Source organism: Nocardioides sp. zg-1228, assembly GCF_017086465.1.
Lineage (GTDB): Bacteria > Actinomycetota > Actinomycetes > Propionibacteriales > Nocardioidaceae > Nocardioides.
Genome location: NZ_CP070961.1, coordinates 3,335,869 through 3,361,455, shown reverse-complemented (window position 1 = coordinate 3,361,455; position 25,587 = coordinate 3,335,869). Strand labels below are relative to the sequence as shown.

Annotated in this window: 23 protein-coding genes; 14 read left to right on the top strand and 9 right to left on the bottom strand. The window is 73.6% G+C overall.

All coding sequences use genetic code 11. The features are described from left to right. Positions 1–23: 23 nt before the first annotated feature. Positions 24–1,226, top strand: coding sequence for a site-specific DNA-methyltransferase (locus JX575_RS16140; RefSeq protein ID WP_241005210.1), 1,203 nt, complete (start codon positions 24–26; stop codon positions 1,224–1,226). Between the two features lie 41 nt (positions 1,227–1,267). On the opposite strand, the gene JX575_RS16135 is transcribed toward JX575_RS16140, so the two are convergent. Further along, positions 1,268–2,686, bottom strand: coding sequence for a wax ester/triacylglycerol synthase family O-acyltransferase (locus JX575_RS16135; protein ID WP_186339096.1), 1,419 nt, complete (start codon positions 2,684–2,686; stop codon positions 1,268–1,270). A 103-nt stretch (positions 2,687–2,789) separates the two neighbouring features. After that, a complete protein-coding gene (locus tag JX575_RS16130) occupies positions 2,790–3,923 on the bottom strand; it encodes a glutamate--cysteine ligase (protein WP_186339095.1) in 1,134 nt (377 codons plus the stop codon). A 79-nt stretch (positions 3,924–4,002) separates the two neighbouring features. On the opposite strand from JX575_RS16130, the gene JX575_RS16125 reads away from it, so the two are divergent. After that, complete coding sequence (locus JX575_RS16125; RefSeq protein WP_186339094.1) at positions 4,003–5,457, top strand: threonine/serine exporter family protein; 1,455 nt, start codon at positions 4,003–4,005, stop codon at positions 5,455–5,457. Here JX575_RS16125 and JX575_RS16120 read toward each other — a convergent pair. The 4 genes from JX575_RS16120 to JX575_RS16105 all read right to left on the bottom strand — a co-directional run bounded on the left by JX575_RS16120 (position 5,435) and on the right by JX575_RS16105 (position 9,280). Next, positions 5,435–6,004, bottom strand: a complete 570-nt coding sequence (locus JX575_RS16120) for a DUF402 domain-containing protein (protein ID WP_186339093.1) — start codon at positions 6,002–6,004, stop codon at positions 5,435–5,437. The two genes, JX575_RS16125 and JX575_RS16120, sit on opposite strands and share 23 nt — an antisense overlap. A gap of 272 nt (positions 6,005–6,276) precedes the next feature. Beyond that, positions 6,277–7,110 (bottom strand): SDR family NAD(P)-dependent oxidoreductase, encoded by an 834-nt coding sequence (locus JX575_RS16115; RefSeq protein ID WP_186339092.1) that lies wholly within the window; start codon positions 7,108–7,110, stop codon positions 6,277–6,279. A gap of 20 nt (positions 7,111–7,130) precedes the next feature. Then, positions 7,131–8,567, bottom strand: a complete 1,437-nt coding sequence (locus JX575_RS16110; protein ID WP_241005209.1) for a HAMP domain-containing sensor histidine kinase — start codon at positions 8,565–8,567, stop codon at positions 7,131–7,133. Next, positions 8,564–9,280 (bottom strand): response regulator transcription factor, encoded by a 717-nt coding sequence (locus JX575_RS16105; protein ID WP_277395300.1) that lies wholly within the window; start codon positions 9,278–9,280, stop codon positions 8,564–8,566. The genes JX575_RS16110 and JX575_RS16105 overlap by 4 nt, the downstream gene beginning before the upstream one ends. Positions 9,281–9,670: 390 nt before the next feature. Between JX575_RS16105 and JX575_RS16100 the strand changes: the two genes are divergently transcribed. From JX575_RS16100 to JX575_RS16080, 5 genes are all read left to right on the top strand, one after another. Continuing rightward, entirely contained in the window at positions 9,671–10,414 is a 744-nt protein-coding gene (locus tag JX575_RS16100; RefSeq protein WP_186339091.1) for a hypothetical protein, read from the top strand. Between the two features lie 54 nt (positions 10,415–10,468). Next, the gene (hrpA, locus tag JX575_RS16095; RefSeq protein WP_186339090.1) at positions 10,469–14,335 is read left to right on the top strand and encodes an ATP-dependent RNA helicase HrpA; all 3,867 of its coding nucleotides are present in this window, start codon (positions 10,469–10,471) and stop codon (positions 14,333–14,335) included. A gap of 29 nt (positions 14,336–14,364) precedes the next feature. Continuing rightward, a complete protein-coding gene (locus JX575_RS16090) occupies positions 14,365–14,961 on the top strand; it encodes a hypothetical protein (RefSeq protein WP_241005208.1) in 597 nt (198 codons plus the stop codon). A gap of 134 nt (positions 14,962–15,095) precedes the next feature. Further along, positions 15,096–15,584, top strand: a complete 489-nt coding sequence (locus tag JX575_RS16085; protein ID WP_186339089.1) for a type II toxin-antitoxin system PemK/MazF family toxin — start codon at positions 15,096–15,098, stop codon at positions 15,582–15,584. Between the two features lie 9 nt (positions 15,585–15,593). Further along, entirely contained in the window at positions 15,594–17,006 is a 1,413-nt protein-coding gene (locus JX575_RS16080; RefSeq protein WP_186339088.1) for an extracellular solute-binding protein, read from the top strand. Positions 17,007–17,029: 23 nt separating this feature from the next. Here JX575_RS16080 and JX575_RS16075 read toward each other — a convergent pair whose 3' ends face one another. Then, on the bottom strand, positions 17,030–18,370 hold the full coding sequence (locus JX575_RS16075; RefSeq protein WP_241005207.1) for an HRDC domain-containing protein: 1,341 nt from the start codon (positions 18,368–18,370) through the stop codon (positions 17,030–17,032). Beyond that, positions 18,360–18,980: a DUF3000 domain-containing protein gene (locus JX575_RS16070; RefSeq protein ID WP_186339087.1), complete on the bottom strand. Its 621-nt coding sequence runs from the start codon at positions 18,978–18,980 to the stop codon at positions 18,360–18,362. The genes JX575_RS16075 and JX575_RS16070 overlap by 11 nt, the downstream gene beginning before the upstream one ends. Before the next feature lie 71 nt (positions 18,981–19,051). On the opposite strand from JX575_RS16070, the gene hemE reads away from it, so the two are divergent. Next, complete coding sequence (gene hemE / locus JX575_RS16065; RefSeq protein WP_241005206.1) at positions 19,052–20,098, top strand: uroporphyrinogen decarboxylase; 1,047 nt, start codon at positions 19,052–19,054, stop codon at positions 20,096–20,098. Here hemE and JX575_RS16060 read toward each other — a convergent pair. Then, positions 20,064–21,044: a LysR family transcriptional regulator gene (locus JX575_RS16060; RefSeq protein WP_186339086.1), complete on the bottom strand. Its 981-nt coding sequence runs from the start codon at positions 21,042–21,044 to the stop codon at positions 20,064–20,066. The genes hemE and JX575_RS16060 overlap by 35 nt on opposite strands. A 299-nt stretch (positions 21,045–21,343) precedes the next feature. On the opposite strand from JX575_RS16060, the gene JX575_RS16055 reads away from it, so the two are divergent. From JX575_RS16055 to JX575_RS19840, 6 genes are all read left to right on the top strand, one after another. Continuing rightward, positions 21,344–22,486 (top strand): LLM class flavin-dependent oxidoreductase, encoded by a 1,143-nt coding sequence (locus JX575_RS16055; RefSeq protein WP_186339085.1) that lies wholly within the window; start codon positions 21,344–21,346, stop codon positions 22,484–22,486. Then, positions 22,483–23,004, top strand: coding sequence for an NAD(P)H-dependent oxidoreductase (locus tag JX575_RS16050; RefSeq protein ID WP_186339084.1), 522 nt, complete (start codon positions 22,483–22,485; stop codon positions 23,002–23,004). Before JX575_RS16055 ends, JX575_RS16050 begins: the two co-directional genes overlap by 4 nt. Continuing rightward, entirely contained in the window at positions 23,001–23,603 is a 603-nt protein-coding gene (locus JX575_RS16045) for a flavin reductase family protein (protein ID WP_186339083.1), read from the top strand. Before JX575_RS16050 ends, JX575_RS16045 begins: the two co-directional genes overlap by 4 nt. A 157-nt stretch (positions 23,604–23,760) precedes the next feature. Beyond that, a complete protein-coding gene (locus tag JX575_RS16040; protein WP_206054425.1) occupies positions 23,761–24,855 on the top strand; it encodes an AI-2E family transporter in 1,095 nt (364 codons plus the stop codon). Then, positions 24,855–25,214: a DUF202 domain-containing protein gene (locus tag JX575_RS16035; RefSeq protein ID WP_206054424.1), complete on the top strand. Its 360-nt coding sequence runs from the start codon at positions 24,855–24,857 to the stop codon at positions 25,212–25,214. The genes JX575_RS16040 and JX575_RS16035 overlap by 1 nt, the downstream gene beginning before the upstream one ends. Positions 25,215–25,240: 26 nt before the next feature. Then, positions 25,241–25,585 (top strand): DUF202 domain-containing protein, encoded by a 345-nt coding sequence (locus tag JX575_RS19840; RefSeq protein ID WP_186339082.1) that lies wholly within the window; start codon positions 25,241–25,243, stop codon positions 25,583–25,585. Positions 25,586–25,587: the final 2 nt, after the last annotated feature.

Sequence of the window (25,587 nt, the reverse complement as noted above, 5' to 3'; positions counted from 1 at the left end):
GGCCACCGCCTAGGCTGGCGCGCGTGCCCGTCGAGCCCGCGCCCCGTCCCGGCGCCGCGTGCAACACGCTGCACGTCGGTGACAACCTCGACGTGCTGCCCCGGCTCCCGGCGGGGTCCGTCGACGTGGTCTACGCCGACCCGCCCTACAACACGGGCAACGACTTCGCCTACGCCGACCGCTTCCGCGACGACTCCCACGCCGACCCGTACGCAGGACGCCACGCGGCCTGGACGGCGATGATGCGTCCGCGCCTCGTGGCCGTCCACGAGGTGCTGGCCCGGCACGGCGCGGTGTTCGTCAGCATCGACGACAACGAGGTCGCCCATCTGCGGCTGCTGATGGACGAGGTCTTCGGGGAGGCCAACTTCCTCGCCCAGGTCGTGGTCAACCTCAACCCCAAGGGCCGCCAGCTCGGCCGGGGGTTCGCGACCAGCCACGAGTACGTCCTGGCGTACGCCCGCCACCTGCCCGACTGCCTGGTCGACGGCACCAGCGCCGAGGCCGTGGACGAGGCCGACTTCCCGCTCACCGCGCCCGACGGGCGCCGGTTCCGCTACCTCCCGCTGCGCAACACCAACAAGAAGTTCAACCCGGTGAGCACGCCGACCCTCCACTACCCGCTCCACGGCGACCCCGTGACCGGGCGGGTGTCGGTGGCGGAGTTCGACGGCAGCAGGGAGCTGACGCCCGTCTTCGGCGACGGTCGGCCGGCGGTGTGGCGGTGGTCGAGGCCTCGGGTCGAGGAGCGTCCCGACGACCTGGAGTGCCGGGTGATCCGCGGCCGTGCCGGCGAGCGCGCCGACATCTTCCAGCGCGACTGGCTGCACCGCGACGGTGGGCGCCGCAAGAAGCTGCGCACGATCTGGCTGGCCGAGGAGATCGGCTCGACGGACACGGCGGTCGCCGAGCTCAAGGCGCTGGTCGGCCACGTCTTCGAGTCGCCCAAGCCCACCGGCCTCGTGCGCCGGATCCTCTCCACGCTGCCCGACGACGTCGTCGTGCTCGACCCGTTCGCCGGCAGCGGCACCACCGGTCACGCGGTCGCGCTGGCCAACGCCGCCGACGGGGGCACCCGTCGCTGCATCAGCATCAACTCCGCCGAGCCGACCCGGGAGGGCTCCAACGCCCGGCTCGCCGGCCTCGACACCGTCGCCGACATCACCCGTGCGCGGCTGGCCGCCGTCGCCGAGCAGGTCGGCGGCGGCCTCGACGTCGTCGGCTAGGCATCACGCCCAGGCATCACACCCGGAATCACAACCACGCATCACACCTGGACGCCGGCGGCCTTCTCGAGGGCCGCCAGCTCCTCGTCGAGGTGCTGCAGGAGCACCTGCAGGCGGGGGACCGTGCGCCGGCACCCGGTGAGGCCGAAGCACATCTTCTCGTCGTAGGAGGTGCAGGTGATGTTGAGCGCCATCCCGTTGATCGGGATCGACAGCGGGTAGGTGCCGGTGAGCCGGGCGCCGTTCCAGTAGTGGGTGGTGCGTGGGCCGGGGACGTTGCTGACGATGAGGTTGTAGGGCGGGCGCACGACACCCTGCATCCGGAGGAGCGGCCCGAGGATGGCCGGCGCCTGCCCGATCGCGCTCATCGCGAGGATCTGGGTCGGCGTCATCGCCGACAGGCTGGCCTTGCCGTCGGTCATCGAGCGGTGGATCGCCGCGAGGCGGTCGGCCGGGTCGGGCAGGTGGGTGCCGAGCTGCACCATCACCGAGCCGACCGCGTTGCCGCCGCCGCCCGCCGTGAGCTTCGCCTGCTTGGCGCTGAGCGCGACCGGCACCATCGAGATCAGTGTCGTGTCGGGAAGGGCGTCGAGCTCGATCAGGTAGGTCCGCATCGCGCCGCTGACCATCGCCAGCACCACGTCGTTGATCGTCGTGCCGGTGGCCCGGCCGACCGCACGCAGCCGCTCGACGGGCCAGTCCTGGGCGGCGAAGCGGCGCGAGCCGGTGATGCCCTGGTTGAGGATGGTGCGCGGGGCGTGGAGCGAGAGCGCCGAGGTCTCGTTGCGCACGCTCCTGGTCAGGGTGCGGAGCAGCGCTCCGGGCATCCCGGCGGCCTCCGCCGCGATCGCCAGGGTGGAGCGCACCGTGGCCGCGGTGAGGTCCGACAGCGACGCCTCGGAGGTGCCGTCGGGCTCCTCGTGCGCCGGGCCCGGCGGGCGCGGCCGCACCGCCCACGGCGCCGGCATGTCGCGCTCGTCGGGGTCGGTCGACAGCACGCTCGCCATCAGCCGCATCGCGGAGAGGCCGTCGACGAGCGAGTGGTGGGTCTTGGTGTACATCGCGACCCGACCGTCGTGCAGGCCCTCGATGACGTGCGCCTCCCACAGCGGCCGCTCCCAGGCCAGGCGGGTGCCGTGCAGCCGTGAGCACAGGTCGAGCAGCTCGCGGACGCGTCCCGGCTTGGGCAGGGCGCTGTGCCGGACGTGGTGATCGATGTCGAACTGCTGGTCGGGCACCCACACCAGCTGACCTGCCGTTCGCGCGGAGCGGTGCGGGTGCTTGAGGAACAGCGGCGCGACCTGCTCGACGTCGCGCATCTTCTCGTACATCTCGCGGACGTAGCCGCGGCCCGCCCCCGCGGGCTTCTCGAAGAGCTGGAGGCCGCCGACGTGCATCAGCATGTTGCGGTTCTCGGCGAGCAGGAAGCCGGTCGCCGTCGGGTCGATCACGTCCGCCACGTGCTGCTCCTCCGTCTCGGCCACCCCTCCTCGCGGGGCGAGGAGGTCCGGGCATCCTCTCGCCCCCCGCCCGGTGCCACAAGGGCATCAGGTCCTGGGTGGCTCAGGCCTTCAGCGAGTGGGCCAGCTCGGCGACGAGGGCGTCGACCACCGCGACGAGGTCGCCGCCGGACTCGTGCGCCACCGCCCGCTGGCGCTGGTAGGACGCACCGCGGACGGGGATGTCGGCGACGGCGCGCAGCTCGGCCTCGCAGCCGAGCCGTCGGGCGACGGGGGTGAGGCGTTCGAGCAGGTCGGAGAGGTCCTCGGTGACCAGCCGCTCGCGGTTGTGGTCGTCGACGATGACGATGGCGTCGAGGCCGTAGCGCGCGGCCCGCCACTTGTTCTCCTGCACCTGCCACGGCGGCAGGGTCGGCAGCCTTTCGCCGGCGGTGAGCCGGGAGTCGAGGTCGACGACGAGGCAGTGCACCAGCGCCGTGAGGGCGCCGAGCTCCTGCAGGTCGGACATCCCGTCGCACACGCGGTGCTCGAGCGTGCCCAGGTGGGGGGCGGGTCGCAGGTCCCACCGCACGTCCGACATCGAGTCGATGATCCCGGTGGTCGTCTGGTCGGCGATGCACTTCTCGAACTCGGCCCACGTCTCGAACGCGAACGGCAGGCCGGCGGTCGGGAGCTGCTGGAACATCAGCGCCCGGTTGGACGCGTAGCCGGTGTCCTGGCCCGCCCAGATCGGCGAGCTCGCCGACAGCGCCAGCAGGTGGGGGTAGGTGGTGAGCATCGACTCCAGCACCGGCATCACCCGGTCGCGCTCGGGCATCCCGACGTGCACGTGCACGCCCCAGATCAGCATCTGGCGACCCCACCACTGCGTGCGGTTGATCAGCTCGGCGTAGCGGTGGCCCTCGGTGAGCTGCTGGTGCGACCAGTCGGCGAAGGGGTGGGAGCCGGCGCCGAGGAGGTCGACTCCGAGCTCGGCCGCGGCGGGGGCGACGACCGCGAGCGTCCCGCGGAGGTCGGCGACGGCCTCCTCGACGGTGTCGCAGACGCCGGTGACGACCTCGATCGTGTTGCGCAACAGCTCCTTGTGGAGCCGCTCGGGCCGGTCGAGCCGGCCGCCGGCGAGCTCGTGGAGCTCGGACGCGACGCTGACGAGGTCGCGGCTGGCCCGGTCGACCAGCGCGAGCTCCCACTCCACCCCGAGCGTCGGCTCCGGCGACGCGTGGAAGTCGATGCGCATGCGGCGAGTCTAGGTAGGCGACCGGCGGTGAGGCTCACCCCTCCGACCGGTGCCGGCCCGGGTTTGCCACCATGGACGGATGGACCGCGAGGACGGACGCACGCGCACGCCGGGGGACCCCGACCCCGACCACGACGCCGAGCACGATCCCGACCACGATCCCGACCACGACGCGGCGCGCGCCGCGGCGGAGCAGCGCACCCTCGACAACCTGACGATCGACCTCTGCCTGCGGATCGGCGAGATGCTGCTGTCCTCGGGTGCGGGCGCGGCCGACGTCATGGCGACGATGCGCTCGGTGGCCGACCACCTCGGTCTGCGCTCGGCCGAGCTCGACGTCACCTTCACCGCCCTGTCGATGAGCCACCAGCGCTCGGGCGACGACGTACCGACGCTGATGATGCGCCACGTGCAACGGCGAGTCATCGACTACGAGCACCTCACCGCCGTCGACCACCTGGTGCGCGACATCCTCACCGACCGGGCCGACGTCTACCTCGCGCGCTCGCGGATGGCCACGATCGTCTCGCTGGGCCACGCCTTCCCGCGCTGGGCGGTCACCCTGGCGTGGATGGTGATGGCCGCCGCGGTCGGCATCTTCCTCGGCGGCGGGCCGGTCGTGGCGGTGGTCGCCGCGGTGGCGGCGGCCCTGATCGACCGGGTGCAGATCGTGCTCGCCCGGCGCCGGCTGCCGTTCTTCTACCAACAGGTCGCCGGCGGCGCGATCGCGACGGTCCTCGCCGCAGTGGTCGCGGCAGGCCCGGTCGAGGTCGACCCGTCCGTGGTCGTGACGGCCAACATCATCCTGCTGCTGGCCGGGATCGGCCTGATGGGCGCCGTGCAGGACGCGCTCACCGGCTTCTACCTCACCTCGAGCGCCCGGCTGATCGAGGCGATGATGGCGACCGCCGGCATCATCGCCGGCGTCGCGATGGGCATCTCGCTCGCCGGCGGCGTGGGCCTCGAGCTCGGGCAGCTGGTGCCGGGGAAGGTCGAGCTGGCCGACCTGCCCGCGGTGCTCGGCGGCGCCGCCGTGTCGGCGGCGGCGTTCAGCGTCGCGTCGTACGCGCCCCGCCGCGCCGTGGTGCCGATCGCGCTGATCACGGCGGGGGCGGCGGCGGTATCGCAGGGCGTCACGGCGGCCGGGTTCGGGCGCGCGGCAGCCGCCGCGGCCTGCGCCTTCTTCATCGGTCTGGTCGCCTACGCGGTGGCGGGGCGGGTGCGGATCCCCCCGCTGGTGGTCGCAGTGCCGGCGATCGTGCCCTTCCTCCCCGGCCTGTCGATCTACCGAGGCCTGACCTTCCTCGCCGAGGGCGGGCCCTTCATCTCGCGGGGCATCCTGGCGCTGATGACGGCGCTCTCGGTCGCGATCGCGCTGGCGTCCGGGGTGATCCTGGGCGAGTACGTCGCGCAGCCGCTCAAGCGGGAGGCGCGCCGCCTGGAGAGCCGGCTGTCCGGGCCGCGGCTCGTCGGGCCGTTCCGGGCGCTGTCGCGCGCGGAGCGGCGCGCGCTCAGGAGGAAGTCAGGCGACTGAGCTCGGCGAGCCACCGCCGGTGCGCGCCGTCGTACGGTGCGCGGCCGGTGCGGACGTCGACGACCAGCGCGTCGCACGAGGCCTGCGCGCGGGCAACCACGTCGGCGGGGTAGCCGTAGCGCACCTGGTGCTCGGCGAACTCGTCCTCGTCGTCGACGAACACCTCACCCGGACCGGCCGGGGCGACGTCCCACGGTGCGCTGTCCACGGGTGGAAGCGGGTCGGGGAGGCGGATGACGTCGAGGTCGAGGTCGACCGCTCGGAGCACGTCGCGGTCCCACGCGGGGGGCGTGGTGACGTCGATGTAGAGGTCGCACCAGATCCCCGGTGCCTGGAAGGTCGCGAGGTGCCACCCCTCGGGCTGCACGAGCGTCACGGAGTCGACGGCGGCGTGGAACTCGTGGCCCGGGCGATGGTTGTGCGTGCCGGCGGGGAAGCCCAGCCACTCCCCGTGCTCGTCGGCCCCGAGGTAGGTGCCGACCAGCTGCCAGTGCGGCCGGTCGCCCCACTTGGTCATCTCGCAGCGGATCGGGGTCCCGGGCTCCATACGCCCATCCCTATCAGGTCGAGTGGGCGCGACCTGGCGCGCCTACGGGGTCGAGTGGGCGCGTTCTGGCACGTAGACGGGGTCGAGTGGGCGCGTTCTCGCAGGTAGACGGGGTCGAGTGGGCGCGTTCTCACACATAGACGGGGTCGAGTGGGCGCATCCTCGCCGACTCCCGGTCAGGATGAGCCGGCTCGACGGTGATTCACCGTCAGGATGCGCCGCCTCGACGGTGATTCGCCGTCAGGATGAGCCGGCTCGACGGTGATGAGCGGTCAGGATGCGCCAGCTCGACGGTGCAGGCGGGCGACGACGTCCTGGTAGCGCGCGCCGAGGAGCCGGGCGGCGTGGTGGATGACGTGGGCGTCGAGGCCGACGAGCACCCGCGGCTTCCCGGCGAGCGCGCCGGCGAGGATGATCTCGGCGGCGCGGTCGGGCGACATCCGCGCGAGCCTGTCGTCGAACAGCGCGTCGATGCGGGCGCCGTCGAGGCCGGCGGCCTTGCGGCCGTGGCGGCTGATGCCGGTGCGGATGCCGCCGGGGTGGACGCAGGTCACGGTGACGGGGTGCCCGGCGATGAGCATCTCCTCGCGGATCGCCTCGGTGAGCCCGCGCACGGCGTACTTGGTGGCGTTGTAGGCCGACTGCCCGGGGGCGGAGACGAGGCCGAAGAGCGAGGAGATGTTGACCAGGGCGCCGTTGCCGCTCGCGATGAGGTGGGGCAGGAACTCCTTGGACCCGTGGACCACCCCGTAGAAGTTGACGCCGACGATCCAGTCGAGGTCGTCGTAGGTCAGGTCGGTGAAGTCGCCGGTCGCGGTCACGCCGGCGTTGTTGACGACGAGGTCGACCCGCCCGAGCCGTTCGACGACCGCGGACGCCCACGCCGCGACCGCGGCACGGTCGGAGACGTCGACGAGGTCGTGGCACACGGTGGTCGCACCGGCCTCCCGGACGAGCCCCACGGTCTCGGCGAGCCGCCCGGCGTCCCAGTCGGCGAGGGCGAGGAGTGCACCCGCCCGGGCGCAGCGCAGCGCGAGCGCGCGGCCGATCCCGGATCCGGCGCCGGTGATGACGATGACCTTGTCGGCGACGGTGCTGAGGCTCACCCCGCCACCGTAACCGGCGTCTACGCCGGCACGGTCGGGAGCGCCACGGTGATCGTGGTGTCGCCCGGGCGGCTGGCGAGCGCCACCGTGCCGCCGTGGGCGCGGACGATCGCCTCGACCAGCGAGAGCCCGAGCCCGGCCCCGCCGCGGCTGCGGGCCGCGTCCCCGCGGGTGAAGCGCTCGAACGCGTGGGGCGCGAGGTCCGGCGCGAAGCCCGGGCCGTCGTCGTGGACGGAGAAGCCGCTCGCGCTCCCGGTGACGGTCACGGTCGTGCCGGGCGGGGTGTAGCGGCTGGCGTTGGTCAGCAGGTTGGTGATGACCTGGTGCAGGCGGGCGGCGTCGCCCTCCACGACGAGGGGCGCGTCCGGCAGCGACAGCCGCCAGTGGTGCTCGGGGTCGACCACGCGCGCGTCGTCGACGGCCTCGAGCAGCAGCCGCGAGAGGTCCACCGGCTCGCGCTGGAGCGGACGCCCCGCGTCGAGCCGGGCGAGCAGGAGCAGGTCCTCGACGAGGGCGGTCATCCGCGCCGACTCGTTCTCGACCTTGGTCAGCGCCGCGGGCATCGTCTCCGGGCGCCGCCGGGCGAGCTCGGTGTAGCCGGCGATGGTCGCGAGCGGCGTGCGCAGCTCGTGCGAGGCGTCGGCCACGAACTGCCGCACCTGCTGCTCGCTGCGGTAGCGCCGGTCGAGCGAGTCCTCGACGTGGTCGAGCATCGCGTTGAGCGCCGAGCCGACCTGTCCGACCTCGGTGCGCTCGTCGGTGAGCCGCGCCGGCACCCGCTCGGCCATCTCGATCTCCCCGGACGCCAGCGGCAGCTCGGCGACCCGGCGGGCGGTGGCCGAGACCTCGCGCAACGACGCGAGCTGGCGGCGTACGACGACCGTCCCCACCGCCGCGGCGGCCACCACGCCGAGGAGGGTGGCGAGCAGCTCGAGGCGGACGAGGTCGCCGACGGTGTCGTCGACGTCGGCGAGGGGGAGCCCGGCGACCACCCGGCCGCCCGGGACCTCCCTGACGCCGACGCGGTAGCGGCCGAGGTCCGGGACGTAGACGGTGCGGAGCTCGGGGCCGTCGCCGTCGGCACGGACGTCGGCGAGCACGTCGAGCTGGTCGTCGCTGAGCGCGGTCGCGGCGCCCCAGCTGTCCTCGTCCTGCTCGGACAGCACCAGACCCGACGCGGTGCCGTCGTCAGGGACGACGGCCTGGATGGAGCCGAACTGCTGGCCCGGGCCGAAGCCCTCCTCGCCGCGACCCGGCCCGCGGCCGGGACCGTCCGAGCCGCGGATGGTCCGCTCGAGGGCCACCCGGACGTCGCCGTCGAGCTGGCTGTCGAGGTTGCGCTGCATCGCCAGCGTGGTCACGGTGCCGATGACGGCCGCGGTCAGCGCGACGAGCAGCACCACCACCGCGACCAGCCGCGCGGTGAGCGTGACGGGCCGGTGGAGCGGGCGCCTCACGACGCCGGCTTCAGGACGTAGCCGGCTCCGCGCATCGTGTGGATCATCGGGGGTCGGCCGGCGTCGATCTTCTTGCGCAGGTAGGAGATGTAGAGCTCGACGACGTTGGCCTGGCCGCCGAAGTCGTAGTGCCACACCCGGTCGAGGATCTGCGCCTTGCTCAGCACCCGTCGCGGGTTGCGCATGAGGAAGCGCAGCAGCTCGAACTCGGTCGCGGTCAGGTGGATCTCGTCGCCGCCGCGGTGCACCTCGTGGCTGTCCTCGTCGAGGGTGAGGTCGCCGACCACCAGCACGTTGCCCGCGTCGGCCTGCGCCGCGGTGCCGCCGCGGCGGATCAGTCCGCGCAGCCGGGCCACGACCTCCTCGAGCGAGAAGGGCTTGGTGACGTAGTCGTCGCCGCCGGCGGTCAGGCCGGCGACCCGGTCCTCGACGGCGTCCTTGGCGGTGAGGAAGAGCACCGGCACGTCGTTGCCGTCCGCGCGCAGGCGGCGGAGCACCTCGAGGCCGTCGAAGTCGGGGAGCATGATGTCGAGCACCACGGCGTCGGGGTGGAACTCGCGCGCGGTGGCCACCGCCTCGCTGCCGGTGTGCGCCATCCGCAGGTCCCAGCCCTCGTAGCGCAGGGCCATCGCGAGGAGCTCGGCGATGTTGACCTCGTCGTCGACGACGAGGACGCGCACGGGCGAGCCATCGGGTCGGGTGAGCTGTTGCACGAGACCATCGTGCCTCCGTTTCCTGTGGGACCGCTGTGTCCTTCCTGTCAGCGCGCCGAGTTGAGCCGCGGTCGACGAGCTCGCCGTCGGCCTCCAGGCGCCTGCCGAAGTCGTCCACGAACGCCATGTGGGCGTCGACCTCCTCGGGGGCCCACTGGTCGATCGGGACGTCGGTCACGGCCACCGGGGCGCCGCGATGGTGCTGGAGGAGCAGGTACTTCGGCAGGATCGGTCTCCTGGTCAGGTGCGGCCCATTGTCGCCGCGTCCACCTCGGGGACGGAGCCGCCGCGGCGCCCTCGACATCGTCGGGCCGACCGGGTCCGAGATCTCTGAGCGGCCGCAGGGGCTGGGCACAGGTGCGCCACAGGTGTGCGCCGCACGCTGGTCACATGACGAACGAGAACCTGGGCCGGCAGCCCGACGAGACGCAGCCCATGCGTCCTGCGGGCGCCGCCCCCACGGCCGGTCCCGAGGCCGGTCCCACCACAGACACACCCACCAACCCCACCACGGATGCGATGACCACTCCCCAGAACGACCCCATGACCAACGCACAGAACGACCCCACCACCACGGCGCCGACCGCGCCCCGCCCCGAGGGCAAGCGCGGGATGCGCGAGCGCCTGCGCGGGATGCGTCCCTCCGGCGACGGCGGCGGCCGCCGCTTCGGCACGGCCGCGCTCGCCGGCACCGCCATCGCCGGCCTGATCGTCGGTGGCCTCGGCGGCGTCGCCGTCAGCGCCTCGGCCGACGACGACCTCGGCCCCGGCGACTCGGGCTGGATCGAGCGCCACGACCAGGGCGGCCCCGGCGACCAGGGCGGCCCCGGCTACCAGGGCGGCCCCGGCTACCAGGGCGAGCCCGGCTACCAGGGCGAGCCCGGCTACCAGGGCGGCCCCGGCTACCAGGGCGAGCGCGAGGACGACGAGCGCCACTTCGGTCACGAGCGCGACTTCGGCGATCACGAGCACGGTGACCGCTACTTCGGTGACCGCGACTTCGGCGAGCGCGACGACGAGCGCGACGACGAGCGCGGCGGGCCGAGGTTCGGCGGCCCCGGAGCGCCCGACGGCGAGATGCCGGCCCCGCCCGAGGGCGACGCCCCGGACGCCGAGGACGACCCGACGTCCTGACCCGCTCCGCAACGGGCGCCACCGCCTCCGCACGGGTTGCCACCGTGGGCGAGAATGGCGCCCGTTGTGAAGATCACCTACCCGGCCGAGCTCCCGGTCTCCGCGCGCCGCGACGACATCGCCGCCGCCATCCGCGACCACCAGGTGGTGATCGTCGCGGGCGAGACCGGCTCGGGCAAGACCACCCAGCTGCCCAAGATCTGCCTCGAGCTCGGCCGGGGGCTCGGGGCGGCGGAGGGCGGCAGGCTGATCGGCCACACCCAGCCGCGGCGCATCGCGGCCCGCTCCGTCGCCGAGCGGATCGCCGAGGAGCTCGGCACCGAGCTCGGCGACGTCGTGGGCTACCAGGTCCGCTTCACCGACCGCACCAGCCGCGCCAGCCGGGTCAAGCTGATGACCGACGGCATCCTGCTCGCCGAGCTGCAGCGCGACCGCGACCTGCGCAAGTACGACACGATCATCATCGACGAGGCCCACGAGCGCAGCCTCAACATCGACTTCCTGCTCGGCTACCTCAAGCGCCTGCTGCCGCGCCGGCCCGACCTCAAGGTGATCATCACCAGCGCGACGATCGACGTCGACCGCTTCGCCGAGCACTTCCGCGCCCCCGTGGTCGAGGTGTCGGGGCGTACGTACCCCGTCGAGGTCCGCTACCGACCGCTGCTGGAGCTGCCGGAGAACGACGACGACGGCGAGCCGGTCCAGCGTGACCAGACCGAGGCGATCCTCGACGCCGTCCGCGAGCTCTCGGCCGAGGGACCGGGCGACGTGCTGGTGTTCCTGCCCGGCGAGCGCGAGATCCGCGACACCGCCGACGCCTTCTCCGCCCTCGGCAGCGACCGGCTCGAGATCGTCCCGCTCTACTCCCGGCTCAGCGCGGCCGACCAGCACAGGGTCTTCTCCAGCCACCCCTCCACCGTGCGGCGCGTCGTCCTGGCCACCAACGTCGCCGAGACGTCGCTGACGGTGCCGGGCATCCGCTACGTCGTCGACACCGGCGTCGCGCGGATCAGCCGCTACTCGGTGCGCACCAAGGTGCAGCGCCTGCCCATCGAGCCGATCAGCCGGGCCTCGGCCAACCAGCGCTCCGGCCGCTGCGGGCGCGTGTCCGAGGGCATCGCGATCCGGCTCTACTCCGAGGAGGACTTCGAGGCCCGCCCCGAGTTCACCGACCCGGAGATCCTGCGGACCAACCTCGCGAGCGTGATCCTCCAGATGGCCTCGCTGCGCCTCGGCGACATCGCGAGGTTCCCCTTCGTCGAGCCGCCCGACCGCCGCAACATCAAGGCCGGCACCGACCTGCTCGAGGAGCTCGGCGCGATCTCGACCGCCGCCGACCCCGGACGTCAGGAGAGTCCGCGGTCCGGACCGCAGAGGTCCATGACGTCCCGGCCGGGGGTACGCCTGACGCAGGTCGGCCGGCGGCTGGCCCGGCTCCCGATCGACCCGCGGCTGGGCCGGATGATCCTCGAGGCCGAGCGCCTCGGCTGCCTGCGCGACGTGCTGGTGATCGCCGCGGCGCTGTCCATCCAGGACCCGCGCGAGCGGCCCGAGGAGCAGCGGGCGCAGGCCGACCAGCTGCACGCCCGCTTCACGCACGAGTCCAGCGACTTCCTCACCTGGCTCAACCTCTGGCGCCACCTCAAGCAGCAGCAGCGCGAGCTGTCCTCCAGCGCGTTCCGCCGGATGTGCAAGCGCGAGCACCTCAACTACCTGCGCATCCGCGAGTGGCAGGACTACGAGTCGCAGCTGCGCCAGGTGTGCAAGGAGATGAAGCTCGACCTCGGCCGCACCGGCAGCAGCGAGGGCGGAGCGGCCTACGACGAGGACGGCATCCACCAGGCGCTGCTCTCCGGCCTGCTGAGCCACGTCGGCGCGCTCGAGGAGCGGGAGAAGTCGCGGCCGGGGGAGCGGCGCCCGATGCGGGAGTACGTCGGCGCGCGCAACGCCCGCTTCGCGATCTTCCCCGGCAGCGTGCTGAAGGGGCGCAACCCCGACTTCCTGATGAGCGCCGAGCTGGTGGAGACCTCGCGCCTGTGGGCGCGCCAGAACGCCGCCATCAAGGCCGAGTGGGCCGAGCGGATCGGCGCCCACCTGGTCAAGCGCACCTACTCCGAGCCGCACTGGTCGCGCAAGCGCGCCGCCGTGATGGCGCGCGAGCGGGTCACGTTGTACGGCGTCCCGTTGGTGGCCGACCGCCTCGTGTCCTACGGCAAGGTCGACCCGCCGCTCGCGCGCGAGCTCTTCATCCGCCACGCCCTCGTCCAGCGCGAGTGGGACTCCCGCCACCGCTTCCTCGCCGAGAACTCCCGCCTGCTCGAGGAGGCGGAGGAGCTCGAGCACCGGGCGCGGCGCCGCGACATCGTCGTCGACGAGGAGACGCTGTTCGAGTTCTACGACGCGCGCGTCGGCGCCGACGTCGTCAGCGGCCAGCACTTCGACCAGTGGTGGAAGCGGGCGCGGCAGAAGCAGCCCGACCTGCTCACGTTCGACCCCGAGATGCTCACGCACGACACCGCCGGCGAGGTGCGCGCGCACGACTTCCCGACGCAGTGGCACGACAGCGACGAGGCGGGGCTGACCTTCCCGATCAGCTACCACTTCGAGCCCGGCGCCGCCGACGACGGGCTCACCATCGACGTCCCCGTCGCCACCCTCAACCGCATCGACGCCGACGACTTCTCGTGGCTGGTGCCGGGGCTGCGCGAGGAGCTGGTCACCGAGCTGATCCGCTCGCTGCCCAAGAGCCTCCGCGTCGCGATGGTGCCCGCGCCCAACACCGCGCGCGAGTTCCTCGCCGCGACGCCGCCGGGCGCCGAGCCGCTCCTCGACGCGCTCGAGCGGTTCGCCCGCAGCACCCGCAGCCTGGTCATCCCCCGCGAGGCGTGGGACTGGTCGAAGGTGCCGGCCCACCTCCGCCCGACCTACCGGGTGGTGACCGACGAGGGGGCCGAGGCGGCCCGCGGCAAGGACCTCGACGCGCTCAAGGAGCCGCTGCGACCGACGTTCGAGCAGGCGATGGCCGACGTGGCGTCCGACTCCGGCGTGAGCGCCACCGGCCGCACGACGTGGACGTTCGGCACGGTCGAGGAGTCCTTCGTGCAGCGTCGCGCCGGCCACGAGGTGCGCGGCTTCCCCGCGCTCGTCGACGAGGGCCCGACGGTGGGCCTCCGGGTGCTCGCGACGGCCGAGGAGGCCGCCGCGCACCACCGGTTGGGCGTACGACGCCTGGTGCTCCTCGCGCTCGGGCCTGCCGACCCCGTCGACGACGTGCTCGCCGCCGCCGGGCTCGACCAGCGCGCCAAGCTCGCGCTGGTCGGCTCGCCCTACCCGTCGGTGGCCGACCTCCTCGACGACCTGCGCGCCGGCATCGTCGGCGAGGTCGTCGACCGGCACCCGACGGTGCGCGACGAGGCGGCGTACGACGCCGTGGTGGCGGACGCCCGCGACGCCGTCGCCTCCGGCCTCGGCCCGGCGGTGCACGAGGTGATGCGGGTGCTGGAGGCCTGGCGCACCACCGACCGGGCGATCTCCGGGCGCGCCGACCTGATCACCCTGCCGGCCCTCACCGACATGCGCGCGCAGGTCGAGCGGCTGATGGCCCCCGGCTTCATCGGGGAGGCGGGGGTGAGCCGGCTGCGCGACTACCCGCGCTACCTCGCCGCCGTGACCCACCGGCGCGAGCGCCTCGACGGCCAGGTCGCCCGCGACCGCCAGCTGATGGACCAGGTGTCCGGGCTGCAGGAGGCGTGGCTGCACGCCGTCGCGGCGCTGCCCGAGGGCCAGCCGATGCCCCAGCGCCTCCGGGAGGCCCGCTGGCTGCTCGAGGAGTACCGCGTGTCCCTGTTCGCCCAGCAGCTCGGCACGGCCACCAAGGTCAGCGACCAGCGCATCCGCAAGGTGATGGGAACGGCTGGCTGAGCCGTTCCGGGCCGTTCTAGGCTGGCCCGGTGACCGGTCGCCAGCACCACCGCCCGATGACCCCCGGCGACGCCTTCTTCGCCGACATCGCCGGGGGCGCCGACCCCGCGCAGCTGCGCGAGGCGGGCGACCTCGCCGCGACCGTGCTGGTGCGCGGCGCGCGCCGGTCCGCCGATCCCGCGCTTGCCGAGCGGGTGGTCCACCTCGCCGACACCGAGGGCCTCGAGACGCTCGCCGAGGTGTGGTCGGGGGCGCCCGCCGACACGCTTGCCGGGAGCCTGTGGCGGCTGTTCCTGCTGCGCTCGTGGGTGCACGCCGACCCCGACCGGGTGGCCGACGACTACGAGGCGGGCCAGCGCCGCGTCGACGTGGCGCGGGTGGTCGCCGGCGTGGCCGACCCTCCCGGCCCCGACGAGCTGCGCCGGATGGTGGACGAGGTCCTGCGCGGGATCACCCGCGGCGACTTCGCGGTCACCCTGTTCCGCGCGGCCGCCTTCGCGCGCATCGTCGCCGCCGGCCGCGCCGCCCTCGGCAGCGCCTCGCACGAGGAGATCACCCGCATGCTCGCGCTGTCGGAGCAGCTGGAGGCCGCTGGTCAGGTGGAAATCCGCGGCAGCCTCGCCTGAGGCGTTAAAATGTCCCTGAGTGCGTCGGGCCGTGGCAGCCCCGGGTCCCGAAATAAGCCGCTACGAGCGGCCACGCGCCGTGAGGCGCTCCCGGTCCGGCGCACTCATCTGCTCCGCAGGCCTAGGCTCGGGTCATGAGCCTCCGCAGCCGTGTCGCCGGCCTGCTGTCCCGCGTCGGGTCCCCCTCGTCCACGGCGCCCACGGCGCCCCCTGTGCCGTCGGCGCCCCCTTCGCCGGGCGAGGGCACCTACGCGCCCGAGCGTGACGGCGAGCCAGACCCGGGTGAGGTGGTGTGGGCATGGGTGCCCTACGAGGACGACCCGAGCCGCGGCAAGGACCGGCCCGTGCTCGTCATCGACACCGCCGGGGAGGAGCACGACGGCTGGGTGGGGCTGATGCTGAGCAGCCAGGACCACGACCGTGACGCCGCCGACGAGGCCAGGTGGGGGCGCCACTGGATGGACGTCGGCACCGGTGGGTGGGACTCCCGGGGCCGGCCCAGCGAGGTGCGCCTCGACCGGCTGATCCACCTCGAGCGGGGCGGCGTACGACGCGAGGGCGCCGCGCTCGACGAGACGATCTTCACTGCCGTGCTGGCGGCCCGCCGTGAACTGTCCCGATAGGGTTTCGCCGTGTCCCGGACCCCTTCCCTGCGTCGCTGTGCCCTGCTCGCCACGGCCCTCGCGGTCGCGCTGACGACGGCCGCCTGCACCGGGGAGGACGAGCCCGAGCCGCGCCCGACCCCCTCGGCGGGGCAGTCCGGCAATCCGACCAAGACGGCCGCGAAGCCCCGCGAGGTCACCTTCGGCGCCTACGGCAGCGAGGAGGAGGTGGCGGCGTTCCAGAGCGTCGTCGACTCCTTCAACGCCTCCTCCACCGACCGCCGGGTCGTCCTCGAGTCGTGGCCCGACCACGAGGCCGCCGTGGCCGACGTGCTGGCCGGTGACGCGCCCGACGTGTTCCTCACCTCGCGCATCGACCTCGACCAGCTCGTCGAGGCAGGTGCGCTCCAGCCCGTGAGCCTGCTGCTCGACGAGCGCGGCGTCGACTTCGGCGACCGGTTCTCGCGCGACGCCGTCGACGCCTTCGCGATGGACGACGAGCTGCAGTGCATGGCCTACTCGGTCTCCCCGATGGTCATCTACTACAACACCCGCCTCGTCGACTTCGACAAGATGGAGCGCCGCGGCCTCGACGTCCCCAGCACCAACGACGAGGGGGTGCGCGAGCGCTGGACGCTCGCCGAGTTCGGCGCGGCCGCGCAGTTCGCCAGCCGGCGCGGTGACCGGCGCGGCGTGTGGATCGACCCGACCCTGCAGGGTCTCGCGCCGTTCATCTACTCCGGCGACGGGAAGGTCTTCAACGACGACAGCGAGCCCACCTCGCTCGCCTTCGCCGACGACTCCACCCGCGAGGCGCTGAGCCAGACGCTGGCCATCCTGCGTGACCCCACGATCACGCCGACCAACGCCCAGCTGGCGCGCGCGACGCCCGTCAAGCTGTTCAAGCGCGGAGAGCTCGCGATGGTCGCCGGCTTCCGCAACCTCGTGCCGGAGATGCGTGAGGCCGAGGACCTCGACTTCGACGTGCTGCCGATGCCGGTCATCGACACCCGCGCGACCGTCGGCGACATCAGCGGCCTGTGCCTGTCCGCCGACTCCGACGTGACGGGCGACGCGGCCGACTTCATCGCCTACGCCGTGTCCGACGCGGCGATCGCCACGGTCGCCGCGACGGGCTTCATCGTGCCGGCCAACACCTCGGTCGCCGCGTCGCCGGAGTTCCTGGCGCCCGGCGAGGAGCCGGCCAACGCGGAGGTCTACAACACCAGCATCCGCTACATGGTGGTGCCGCCGTTCATCGACCGGCGTGAGGAGCTCGAGGAGGCGGTCACCCCCCTCCTCGACCGGCTCGTGACCGCGCCCGGTGTGCTCGACCTCGACGCGACGACCGAGCAGATCGACCTGGTCTCGCAGACGGTGCTCGCCCCGGAGGACGAGGAGTCGGAGTCGCCGGAGCCGACGGAGACCCCGACCGAGGAGTAGGCCAGGGGAGCAGGAGCGGCCTCCTACTCCCCGGGTGCCGCCCCGGGGTGCTCGGGATCCTGCTCGGCTCCGAGGATGGCGCCCACCAGCGCCCCGGTGACCAGCTCGGCCTGCCACGGCCGGGCGCCGTAGGACGCCAGCTGGGCACGGACCTGCTGGGCGAGCTCGGCCGGCTCGCGGGTCGCCGGGGGCGCCCACATCAGGCGCCGGAGGTAGTCGGGGGTGAGCAGGTTCTCCACCGGCAGGTGGTGCGCCTCTGCCAGGTTGAGCATCGCCTCGCGCGCGGCCTTGAAGCGTCGGTCGGCGACCGGGTCGCGATCGGCCCAGGTGCGGGGATGGGGCGGTCCGTCGCCGCGGGGTGCGCGGGTGGGCAGCTCGCTCTCGTCCATCTGACGGACCCGTTGCAGCGCGTCGACCCAGGTGGCGGCGTAGCGGCTCGCGCCTCGGCCGTGGAAGCCGGGGGTGGCCAGCAGCGCCCGGCGGTCGGACGGCATCGCGGTGGCGGCGGCCACGATCGCCGCGTCGGGCAGGATCCGCCCCGGCGTCACGTCGCGCTCGGCGGCGATGGCGTCGCGGGCCTCCCAGAGGGCGCGGGCCGCACCGAGGGCGCGACGCCCGCGCAGCCGGTGCACCCCGGACGTACGCCGCCACGCCTCGACACGCACGGCAGGCTCGAAGCCCAGCAGGTGATCGAACTCCTGGCGCGCCCACTCGGCCTTGCCGGCGCGCTCCAGCTCGGTGGCCATGTGGTCGCGCAGCTCGACGAGCACCTCCACGTCGAGCGCGGCGTACTCCAGCCACGGCTCGGGCAGCGGGCGCGTCGACCAGTCGGCCGCGGAGTGCTCCTTGCGCATCCGCTGGCCCAGCACGGTCTCGACGAGCGTGGCGAGGCCGACGCGGGGGTAGCCGAGGAGGCGGCCGGCGAGCTCGGTGTCGAAGAGGCTGGTCGGGGTGAGGCCGACCTCGCGCAGGCAGGGGAGGTCCTGGGTGGCGGCGTGGAGGATCCACTCGGTGCCCTCGAGGGCCTCCTGGAGCGGGGCGAGCGTGGTCATCCCGATCGGGTCGACGAGCCAGGTGCCGGCGCCCTCGCGGCGCAGCTGGATCAGGTAGGCGCGGTTGGAGTAGCGGTAGCCGGACGCTCGCTCGGCATCGATGGCCACCGGTCCGGTCGCCGCGGCCAGCGCCGCGCACGCCTCCAGCAGGCCGGCATCGGTGTCGACGACCGCGGGCAGGCCGTCGCGCAGCTCGAGGAGCGGGGCGGGCGGTGCCGCCGGCGCCTCGGGCTCGTCGGCGGGGGTGGCGTCGGCGGGGGTGGCCTCGGCGGGGGTGGTCTGGGGCTCGTCGGCCATCGGGTCAGGTGCCACGCTGGCCGCGTCGGCTGGGGATGGCGGTGACGCCCTCCGGCACGGGCGGCAGGCCGACCGCGGTGCACATCAGCTCGCCCCAGGCCTCGACGTGCGCCGTCATGTCGAGGTCGCCGTCGTCGTCGACCTCGGGCGTCCACGACGCGCGGATCTCGACCTGGGCGGTGCGCGCGTCCTCGGCCATGCCCCCGAAGCTCTCGCTGGTGACGCAGGTGACCGTGCCCGAGGCGGCGTGGTGTCGGGCGCCGTGCGCGTCCAGGGCCTCCACCAGCCACGACCAGCCGACCGCGGCCAACATCGGGTCGGCACCGAGCTCGGGGTCGATGTCGGCGCGGGCGTAGGCCACGCATCGGAAGGTGCCGTCCCAGGCGTCGTTGCCGGCCGGGTCGTGGAGCAGGATCAGGCGGCCGGTGCCGAGGTCCTCCTCGTCGACGGTGATGTCGGCGCTGAGGGCCGACGACCAGGGCGCGATGCGCTGGGGCGCCGGCATCTCCTCGCAGAAGACCTCCGGGCGCAGCGACGCCCGACGCATCGACTCCACGGCCGAGCGGAACTCCGCGGGCCCAGCCGCGGCAGCATTGCCCGGGTGGGTCTCGTGACGGGCCACCATGTGGCCAGAGTAGGCCAGCGCCGGCCCTCGCCGATGTGCCGCCACGCCGCCTCACCTGCGAGAATTCAGGGGTGACCGACGCCCCCCGCACGCCCCATCCCGGACTGGCCCGGAGCCCGTTCCTCGCGGCCGCGCGCGGAGAGGTGCCGTCCCACACCCCGGTCTGGTACATGCGACAGGCGGGCCGGTCGCTGCCGGAGTACCTCAAGGTGCGCGAGGGCATCGGGATGCTCGAGTCGTGCATGGACGCCGACCTCGTCACCGAGATCACCCTGCAGCCCGTGCGCCGCTACGGCGTGGACGCCGCCATCTTCTTCTCCGACATCGTGCTGCCGCTCAAGGCGGTGGGGGTCGACCTCGACATCAAGGCCGGCATCGGCCCCGTCGTGGCGTCGCCGGTGCGCACCCTCGCCGACGTCGAGGCCATCCCCGACCTGACTCCCGAGCACGTGCCCTCCATCGTGCAGGCCGTCGGCCAGCTCGTCGCCGAGCTCGGCGCGACGCCGCTCATCGGGTTCGCCGGAGCGCCCTTCACCGTCGCCTCCTACCTCGTCGAGGGCGGTCCGTCGAAGGAGCACGCCAAGACCAAGGCGATGATGTTCGGCGCCCCCGACGTGTGGGACGCGCTGATGAGCAAGATCGCCGGCATCGCCGCGACCTACCTCCGCATCCAGGTGCAGGCCGGCGCGTCGGCGGTGCAGCTCTTCGACTCGTGGGCCGGCGCCCTCACCCCGACCGACTACCGCGACTCGGCGATGCCCTACTCCCGGCGGGTGCTCGCCGCGGCGGGCGAGCTCGGCGTGCCGCGGATCCACTTCGGTGTCGGCACGGGAAGCCTGCTCGGCCTGATGGCGGAGGCCGGCGCCGACGTGGTCGGTGTCGACTGGCGTACGCCCCTGGAGCAGGCGATCCCGCTCGTGGGCGACCGCGCCGTGCAGGGCAACCTCGACCCGACCCTGGTCTTCGCGCCGACCGAGGTGATGACCGCCCGGGCCGCCGAGGTCGTCGAGGCGGGTCGCCGGGCCAAGGGCCACATCTTCAACCTCGGCCACGGGGTGATCCCCTCCACCGACCCCGGTCAGCTCACGGCGCTGACAGACTTCGTGCACGGCTGCTGATCGGCGTCACCGGGGTCAGGTCCGCGGCGGGCGCGGCCACCGCCGACTCCCGGTAGGCCCGGGCCTGTCGCACCAGCGCGCGCTGCAGGTCGCGCAGCGGCTCGGGCACCCGATCGGCCCGGCGGCGCACCATCAGCAGCGTCACGGTGGTCTGGTCGGTCTCGATCGGCCGGGTGGTGAGCACGCCGGCCCGCACGAGCGGATCGGCGACGATGGAGAAGTCGGGCAGGACGGAGATCCCGAGCCCCGCGGCCACCATGGCCTTGCCCATCTCGGCGCCGTCGGTGGCGTACGTCGTGCCGGGCAGCGAGCCGCCGAACAGGCGATGGGCGTAGCGATGCATCACGAAGCCCGGCCGCATCAGGACGTGCGGCTCCGCACGCAGGTCGTCGACGGTGACCCGGCTCCGGGCGGTCAGCGGGTGCGCCACGGGCAGGCAGGCGACCGGGGTGCCGTCGAGGAGGCGGTCGGCGACGAGCGTGGGCGGCACCTCGTCGCCGGGGAGCACGTTGACCAGGCCGAGGTCGAGCGACCCCTCGGCCAGTCCCTGGTGGATGTCGACCTGGCGCCCGTGGACCACCTCCACGCCTCCCGACCCGTGGCGCGCGTGGAGGTCGCGCAGCGCCGGGGCGAGCAGGCTGGACGAGGCGGTGTTGACCGTGCCGATGCGGAGGTCGCGCCGGCGCACCGACTGCTGGCCGGCGGCCTGGCGCAGCCGGTCGACCGCCTCGAGGACCTCCGTCATGTTCTGCAGCAGGTCGAGCCCTTGCCGGCTGATCCGCGAGCCGGTGCGGCGCCGGTCGAGCAGGGTGGTGCCCAGCTCCTTCTCCAGCTTGGTCACCGCCTCGCTCAGGGCCGGCTGGGAGATGTGCATGGCCTCGCTCGCGCGCCGCAGCGAGCCGTGCTCGGTCACCGCGGCGAGGTACTCCAGCTGTTCGATCCGCACGTGTGCTCCTGCCGTGTGCCGGGACGGGGCCCGAGGGTCTGGTGAAGGGGGGAGGGGTGACGGGGAAGGGGAGGGCCTGCGGCCCGCCCGGCAGAACCTGCCACCGGGGCGTGGTCGGGTGCCGCCGTCCTTCCGTAAAGTCTAGTGAATAACTAGACAAAACGCGAGGACGCGGTCCCGGCGCGGCGCGGCGGCCCGGGGCGGGAGGGCGGGCTGCTACTTTGTCTACAAGATCGATAGAGATAATGACATCGGGTTCGGACGTTCCGCGCCGGCGCGCACCCCGCGAAAGGATCGACATGTTGTTCCACTGGTTCCTCCCCACCAACGGCGGTGACGGCCGGCAGGTCGTCAGTGGCGGCCACGGCGTCTCGCACGGCTCCGGAGGTCGGCCCGCCAGCGTGGCCTACCTCGGCCAGATCGCCCGCAGCGCCGAGCAGCTGGGCTTCGAGGCCGCGCTCACCCCGACCGGCGCCTGGTGCGAGGACGCCTGGCTGACCACCGCGATGCTCGCCCCGCTCACGGAGCGGCTGAAGTTCCTGGTGGCCTTCCGGCCGGGGATGACCTCGCCCACCCTGGCCGCCCAGATGGCCGCCACCTTCCAGCGACTGTCGGGCGGCCGGCTGATGCTCAACGTCGTCACGGGCGGCGAGTCGCAGGAGCAGCGCGCCTACGGAGACTTCCTCGACAAGGACGCCCGCTACGAGCGGTCCGACGAGTTCCTCGAGATCGTGCGGCGGCTGTGGACCGGCGACCGGGTCACCTTCGCCGGACGCCACCTCCGCGTCGAGCAGGCGCAGCTCCAGCAGCTGCCCGACCCGATCCCCGAGGTCTACTTCGGCGGGTCGTCGCCGGCCGCGGGTCTCGTCGCCGCCCGCCACGCCGACGTCTACCTCACGTGGGGCGAGCCGCCGGCCGCGGTGGCGAGGAAGATCGCGTGGATCCGCGAGCTCGCCGAGAGGCAGGGCCGCGAGATGCGCTTCGGCATCCGGATGCACACCATCAACCGCGACACCTCCGAGGAGGCGTGGGCCGAGGCGGACCGGCTCATCGAGGGCATCGACGACGCCGAGATCCGCCGCGTCCAGGAGGGCCTCAAGAAGTCGGAGTCGGTCGGCCAGCAGAACATGCTGGCCCTCAACAACGGCTCGCGCGACGGCCTGGAGATCCACCCCAACGTGTGGGCCGGCGTCGGCCTCGTCCGCGGCGGGGCGGGCACGGCGCTCGTCGGCAGCCACGAGGAGGTCGCCGACCGGATCGAGGAGTACGCCGCACTCGGGATCGAGGAGTTCGTGCTCTCCGCCTACCCCCACCTCGAGGGCGCCTACCACTTCGGCGAGGGCGTGCTGCCCGTGCTGGAGCGGCGCGGCCTCTGGGCCGCCCCCGCGCCGGTGGCGGCCCGCGCGTCGGTGCCCCTCGGCGCGCACCGGGCGGCGTCGTGAGCGCCCGGGTCGCCGTGGTCGTCGGCAACCCCACGCCGCGCTCGCGCACCCACGCGTCGGCGCTCGCCGTCGCCGACCGGCTCGGCGGCGCCGACCTGGTGGTCGACCTGGCCGACCACGCGTCCGAGATCTTCGACCCCGCGGCGGGGCGGGTCGCCGACCTGGTCGAGGCTGTGGCAGGCAGCCTGGTGGTGGTCGTCGCCAGCCCCACCTACAAGGCGACCTACACCGGCCTCCTGAAGGCCTTCCTCGACCGCTTCCCCCACCAGGGACTGAGCGGCGTGACCGCGATCCCCCTGATGCTCGGCGCGTCCCCGGCCCACTCGCTCGCGACCGAGCACTCCCTCCGCCCGCTCCTCGTCGAGCTCGGCGCGTCGGTGCCGACCCGCGGCCTCTACGTCCTCGACTCCGAGCACGACCGTCCCGAGACCTACGACGCCTGGTTCGCGGCCGCGCACCAGCTCCTGCCCACGCTCCCCGCCCCGACCGCCCACGCCCTGGAAGCGAGCCCCGCATGACGGCGTCCACCAGCTCCTGCCCTGCACCCGTCCCCGCCCTCGACCAGCGCACGCTGCGCGACGCCTTCGGGGCCTTCCCGTCCGGGGTCGTCGCCGTCGCGGCGTCGGTCAAGGGCAGCCTCGCCGGCATCGCCGCGTCGTCGTTCACCTCGGTGAGCATCGACCCACCGCTGGTCTCGTTCTCGATCGCGACGACGAGCTCGACCTGGCCGCAGCTGCGTGAGGCCGGTCGCCTCGGCATCAGCGTGCTGGCCGACCACCACGACGCGGTGTGCCGTCAGCTCGCCGGACCGCGCGAGGAGCGCTTCGCCGGCCTGCCCTTCCGGGTCACCGGCGACGGGGCCGTGCTGCTCGACGAGGCGGTCGCGACCTACGACTGCTCGCTGCACGAGGAGGTCGTGGCCGGCGATCACGTGATCGTGCTCCTCGAGGTGCACGAGGTCGGCGCCGGGGACGGCGAGCACCCCCTCGTCTTCCACCGCTCGGCCTTCGCCAAGCTGCACCGCGACGACCTCGACCCCGCCCGCCTCGACGGCCGGATCAACGGCGCCGAGGTGGATCGCGGCGCCCGCGCCGACGCGGGGAGCGACGCGGCCTGAGGCCGGGAATCGCGAGGTTCGGCTGCACGCGAGCGCCTGAGGCAGGCGTATGGTCGAGAGCGGTAGGGGGTCCGTCGCCACCGGCGCCGGGGGGCCCGAGTCTCGTGGAGCCGGAGCAGCCCCGGGACGTCTCGGCGTCCCGGACGGAGGGAGCCCCGTGCCCATTCCAGCCGCAGACCCGGACGAGCGGGGCCGACCCGGGCGGCGTGCCGGCGCCTCGTGGAACGGCGCGCTGCCGCGCGGCCTGATCGTGCTGCTCGGCCTGGCCGCGGCGTTCGTGGTGATCTCCGGCATGCGCGCCTCGTCGAGCCTGATCGGGTCCGCCTTCCTCGCCCTGGTCCTCACGATCGCCGTGCATCCACTCCGGGTGCGGCTCGACCGTCACCTGTGGGGATGGCTGGCGACCGCACTGTGTGTGCTGCTGGTCGCCGTCCTCGCGATCGGCCTGGCGGCGTCGATCGTGGTGGCCGTCGCCAGGTTCGCGACCCTGTTGCCGCAGTACAAGGACGACTTCAACCAGGCGCTCTCCGACGCGATGGGGGTCCTCGAACGGGTGGGTGTCTCGACCGAGCAGATCCGCCACGTCCTCGACGGCCTCGACCTGGGCAAGTTCCTGGGCCTGGCCACCGACGCCCTGTCGGACGTCTACGGCCTCGTCTCCGGCCTGGTCTTCATGCTCGCGCTGGTGCTGTTCATGACCGCCGACGGCAGGTCCTTCGGGCACCAGCTCGACGCCGTGGCCACGGACCGGCCCGACCTGGTCGCCGCTCTGCGCAGCTTCGCCCACGACACGCGTCGCTACCTCCTGGTCTCCACGGCGTTCGGCCTCCTCGCGGCCGTCCTCGACACCATCGCCCTGACCCTCCTCGACCTCCCCGCGCCGCTGGTGTGGGGGCTGCTGGCCTTCCTGACCAGCTACATCCCGCACATCGGCTTCGTCATCGGACTGGTGCCGCCGGCCGTCCTCGCCCTGCTCGAGGGTGGCCCGAGCCTGTTCGTGACGGTGGTGGCGGTCTACCTGGCGGTCAACTTCGTGATCGGCTCGGTGATCCACCCCCGCGTCGTCGGCAACTCGGTTGGGCTGACCTCCACCCTGACGTTCCTCTCCCTGCTCTTCTGGGCCGGGGTGATCGGGCCCGTCGGCGCCATCCTGGCCGTGCCGCTCTCGATCCTCGTCCGCTCGCTCCTCGTCGACGCCGACCCGGCCAGCAGGTGGCTGTCCCCGCTGGTCGCCAACCGGGATCCCGCCTAGTGGCCGGGCGCAGCCGCCGCCCCCGGTGGGTCTACGGCGAGGGCGACGACCCCGACTACAGCGCGAGCCTCGCCAACGAGCGGACCTTCCTGGCCTGGATCCGCACCGCGCTGGCCCTGCTCGCCGGCGGGGTCGCCCTCGACGTGGTCGACCTCTCCATCCCCGCGGGCGCCCAGCGCGCCATCGCCCTCGCCCTGATCGTCCTCGCCCTGGTCGCCGCGGCGCTGACCTGGCTGCGGTGGGGGCTGGCCGAGCGGTCGATGCGCCGTGGCGCGTCGCTGCCGCCCCTCGGGTTCGGGGCGCTGCTCACGCTGGTGATCGTCGGGGTGTGCGCCGTCCTGCTCGCCCTGTTGTGGTGACGGGTCGTGAGGGTGAGGCCGACGCCATGACGAGCACGGAGCATCCCGGCGACGAGACGCCTCGTCGCGCCAGGCGCAAGGAGGACGACATCAAGACCACCCTGGCGTGGGAGCGCACGGCGATGGCCCTGCTGGTGGTGGCCGTCGCCACCGCCCGCCACACCTGGTCGATCCTGGGGCCGGCCGCCCTGGTCCCGGTCGCCGGGTTGACCGTGCTCACGCTGTGGGTCCTGGCCGAGGGGTGGCGCCGCTACGGCGCCGACCGCCGCGACCGCCGCCACTACCGCGCGATCGGCGGGCCGACCCTCGTGCTCGCCGCGACGACCGCACTGGCCGCCGCCACCGAGCTGGTCCACATGGTCGCCCGGTGACC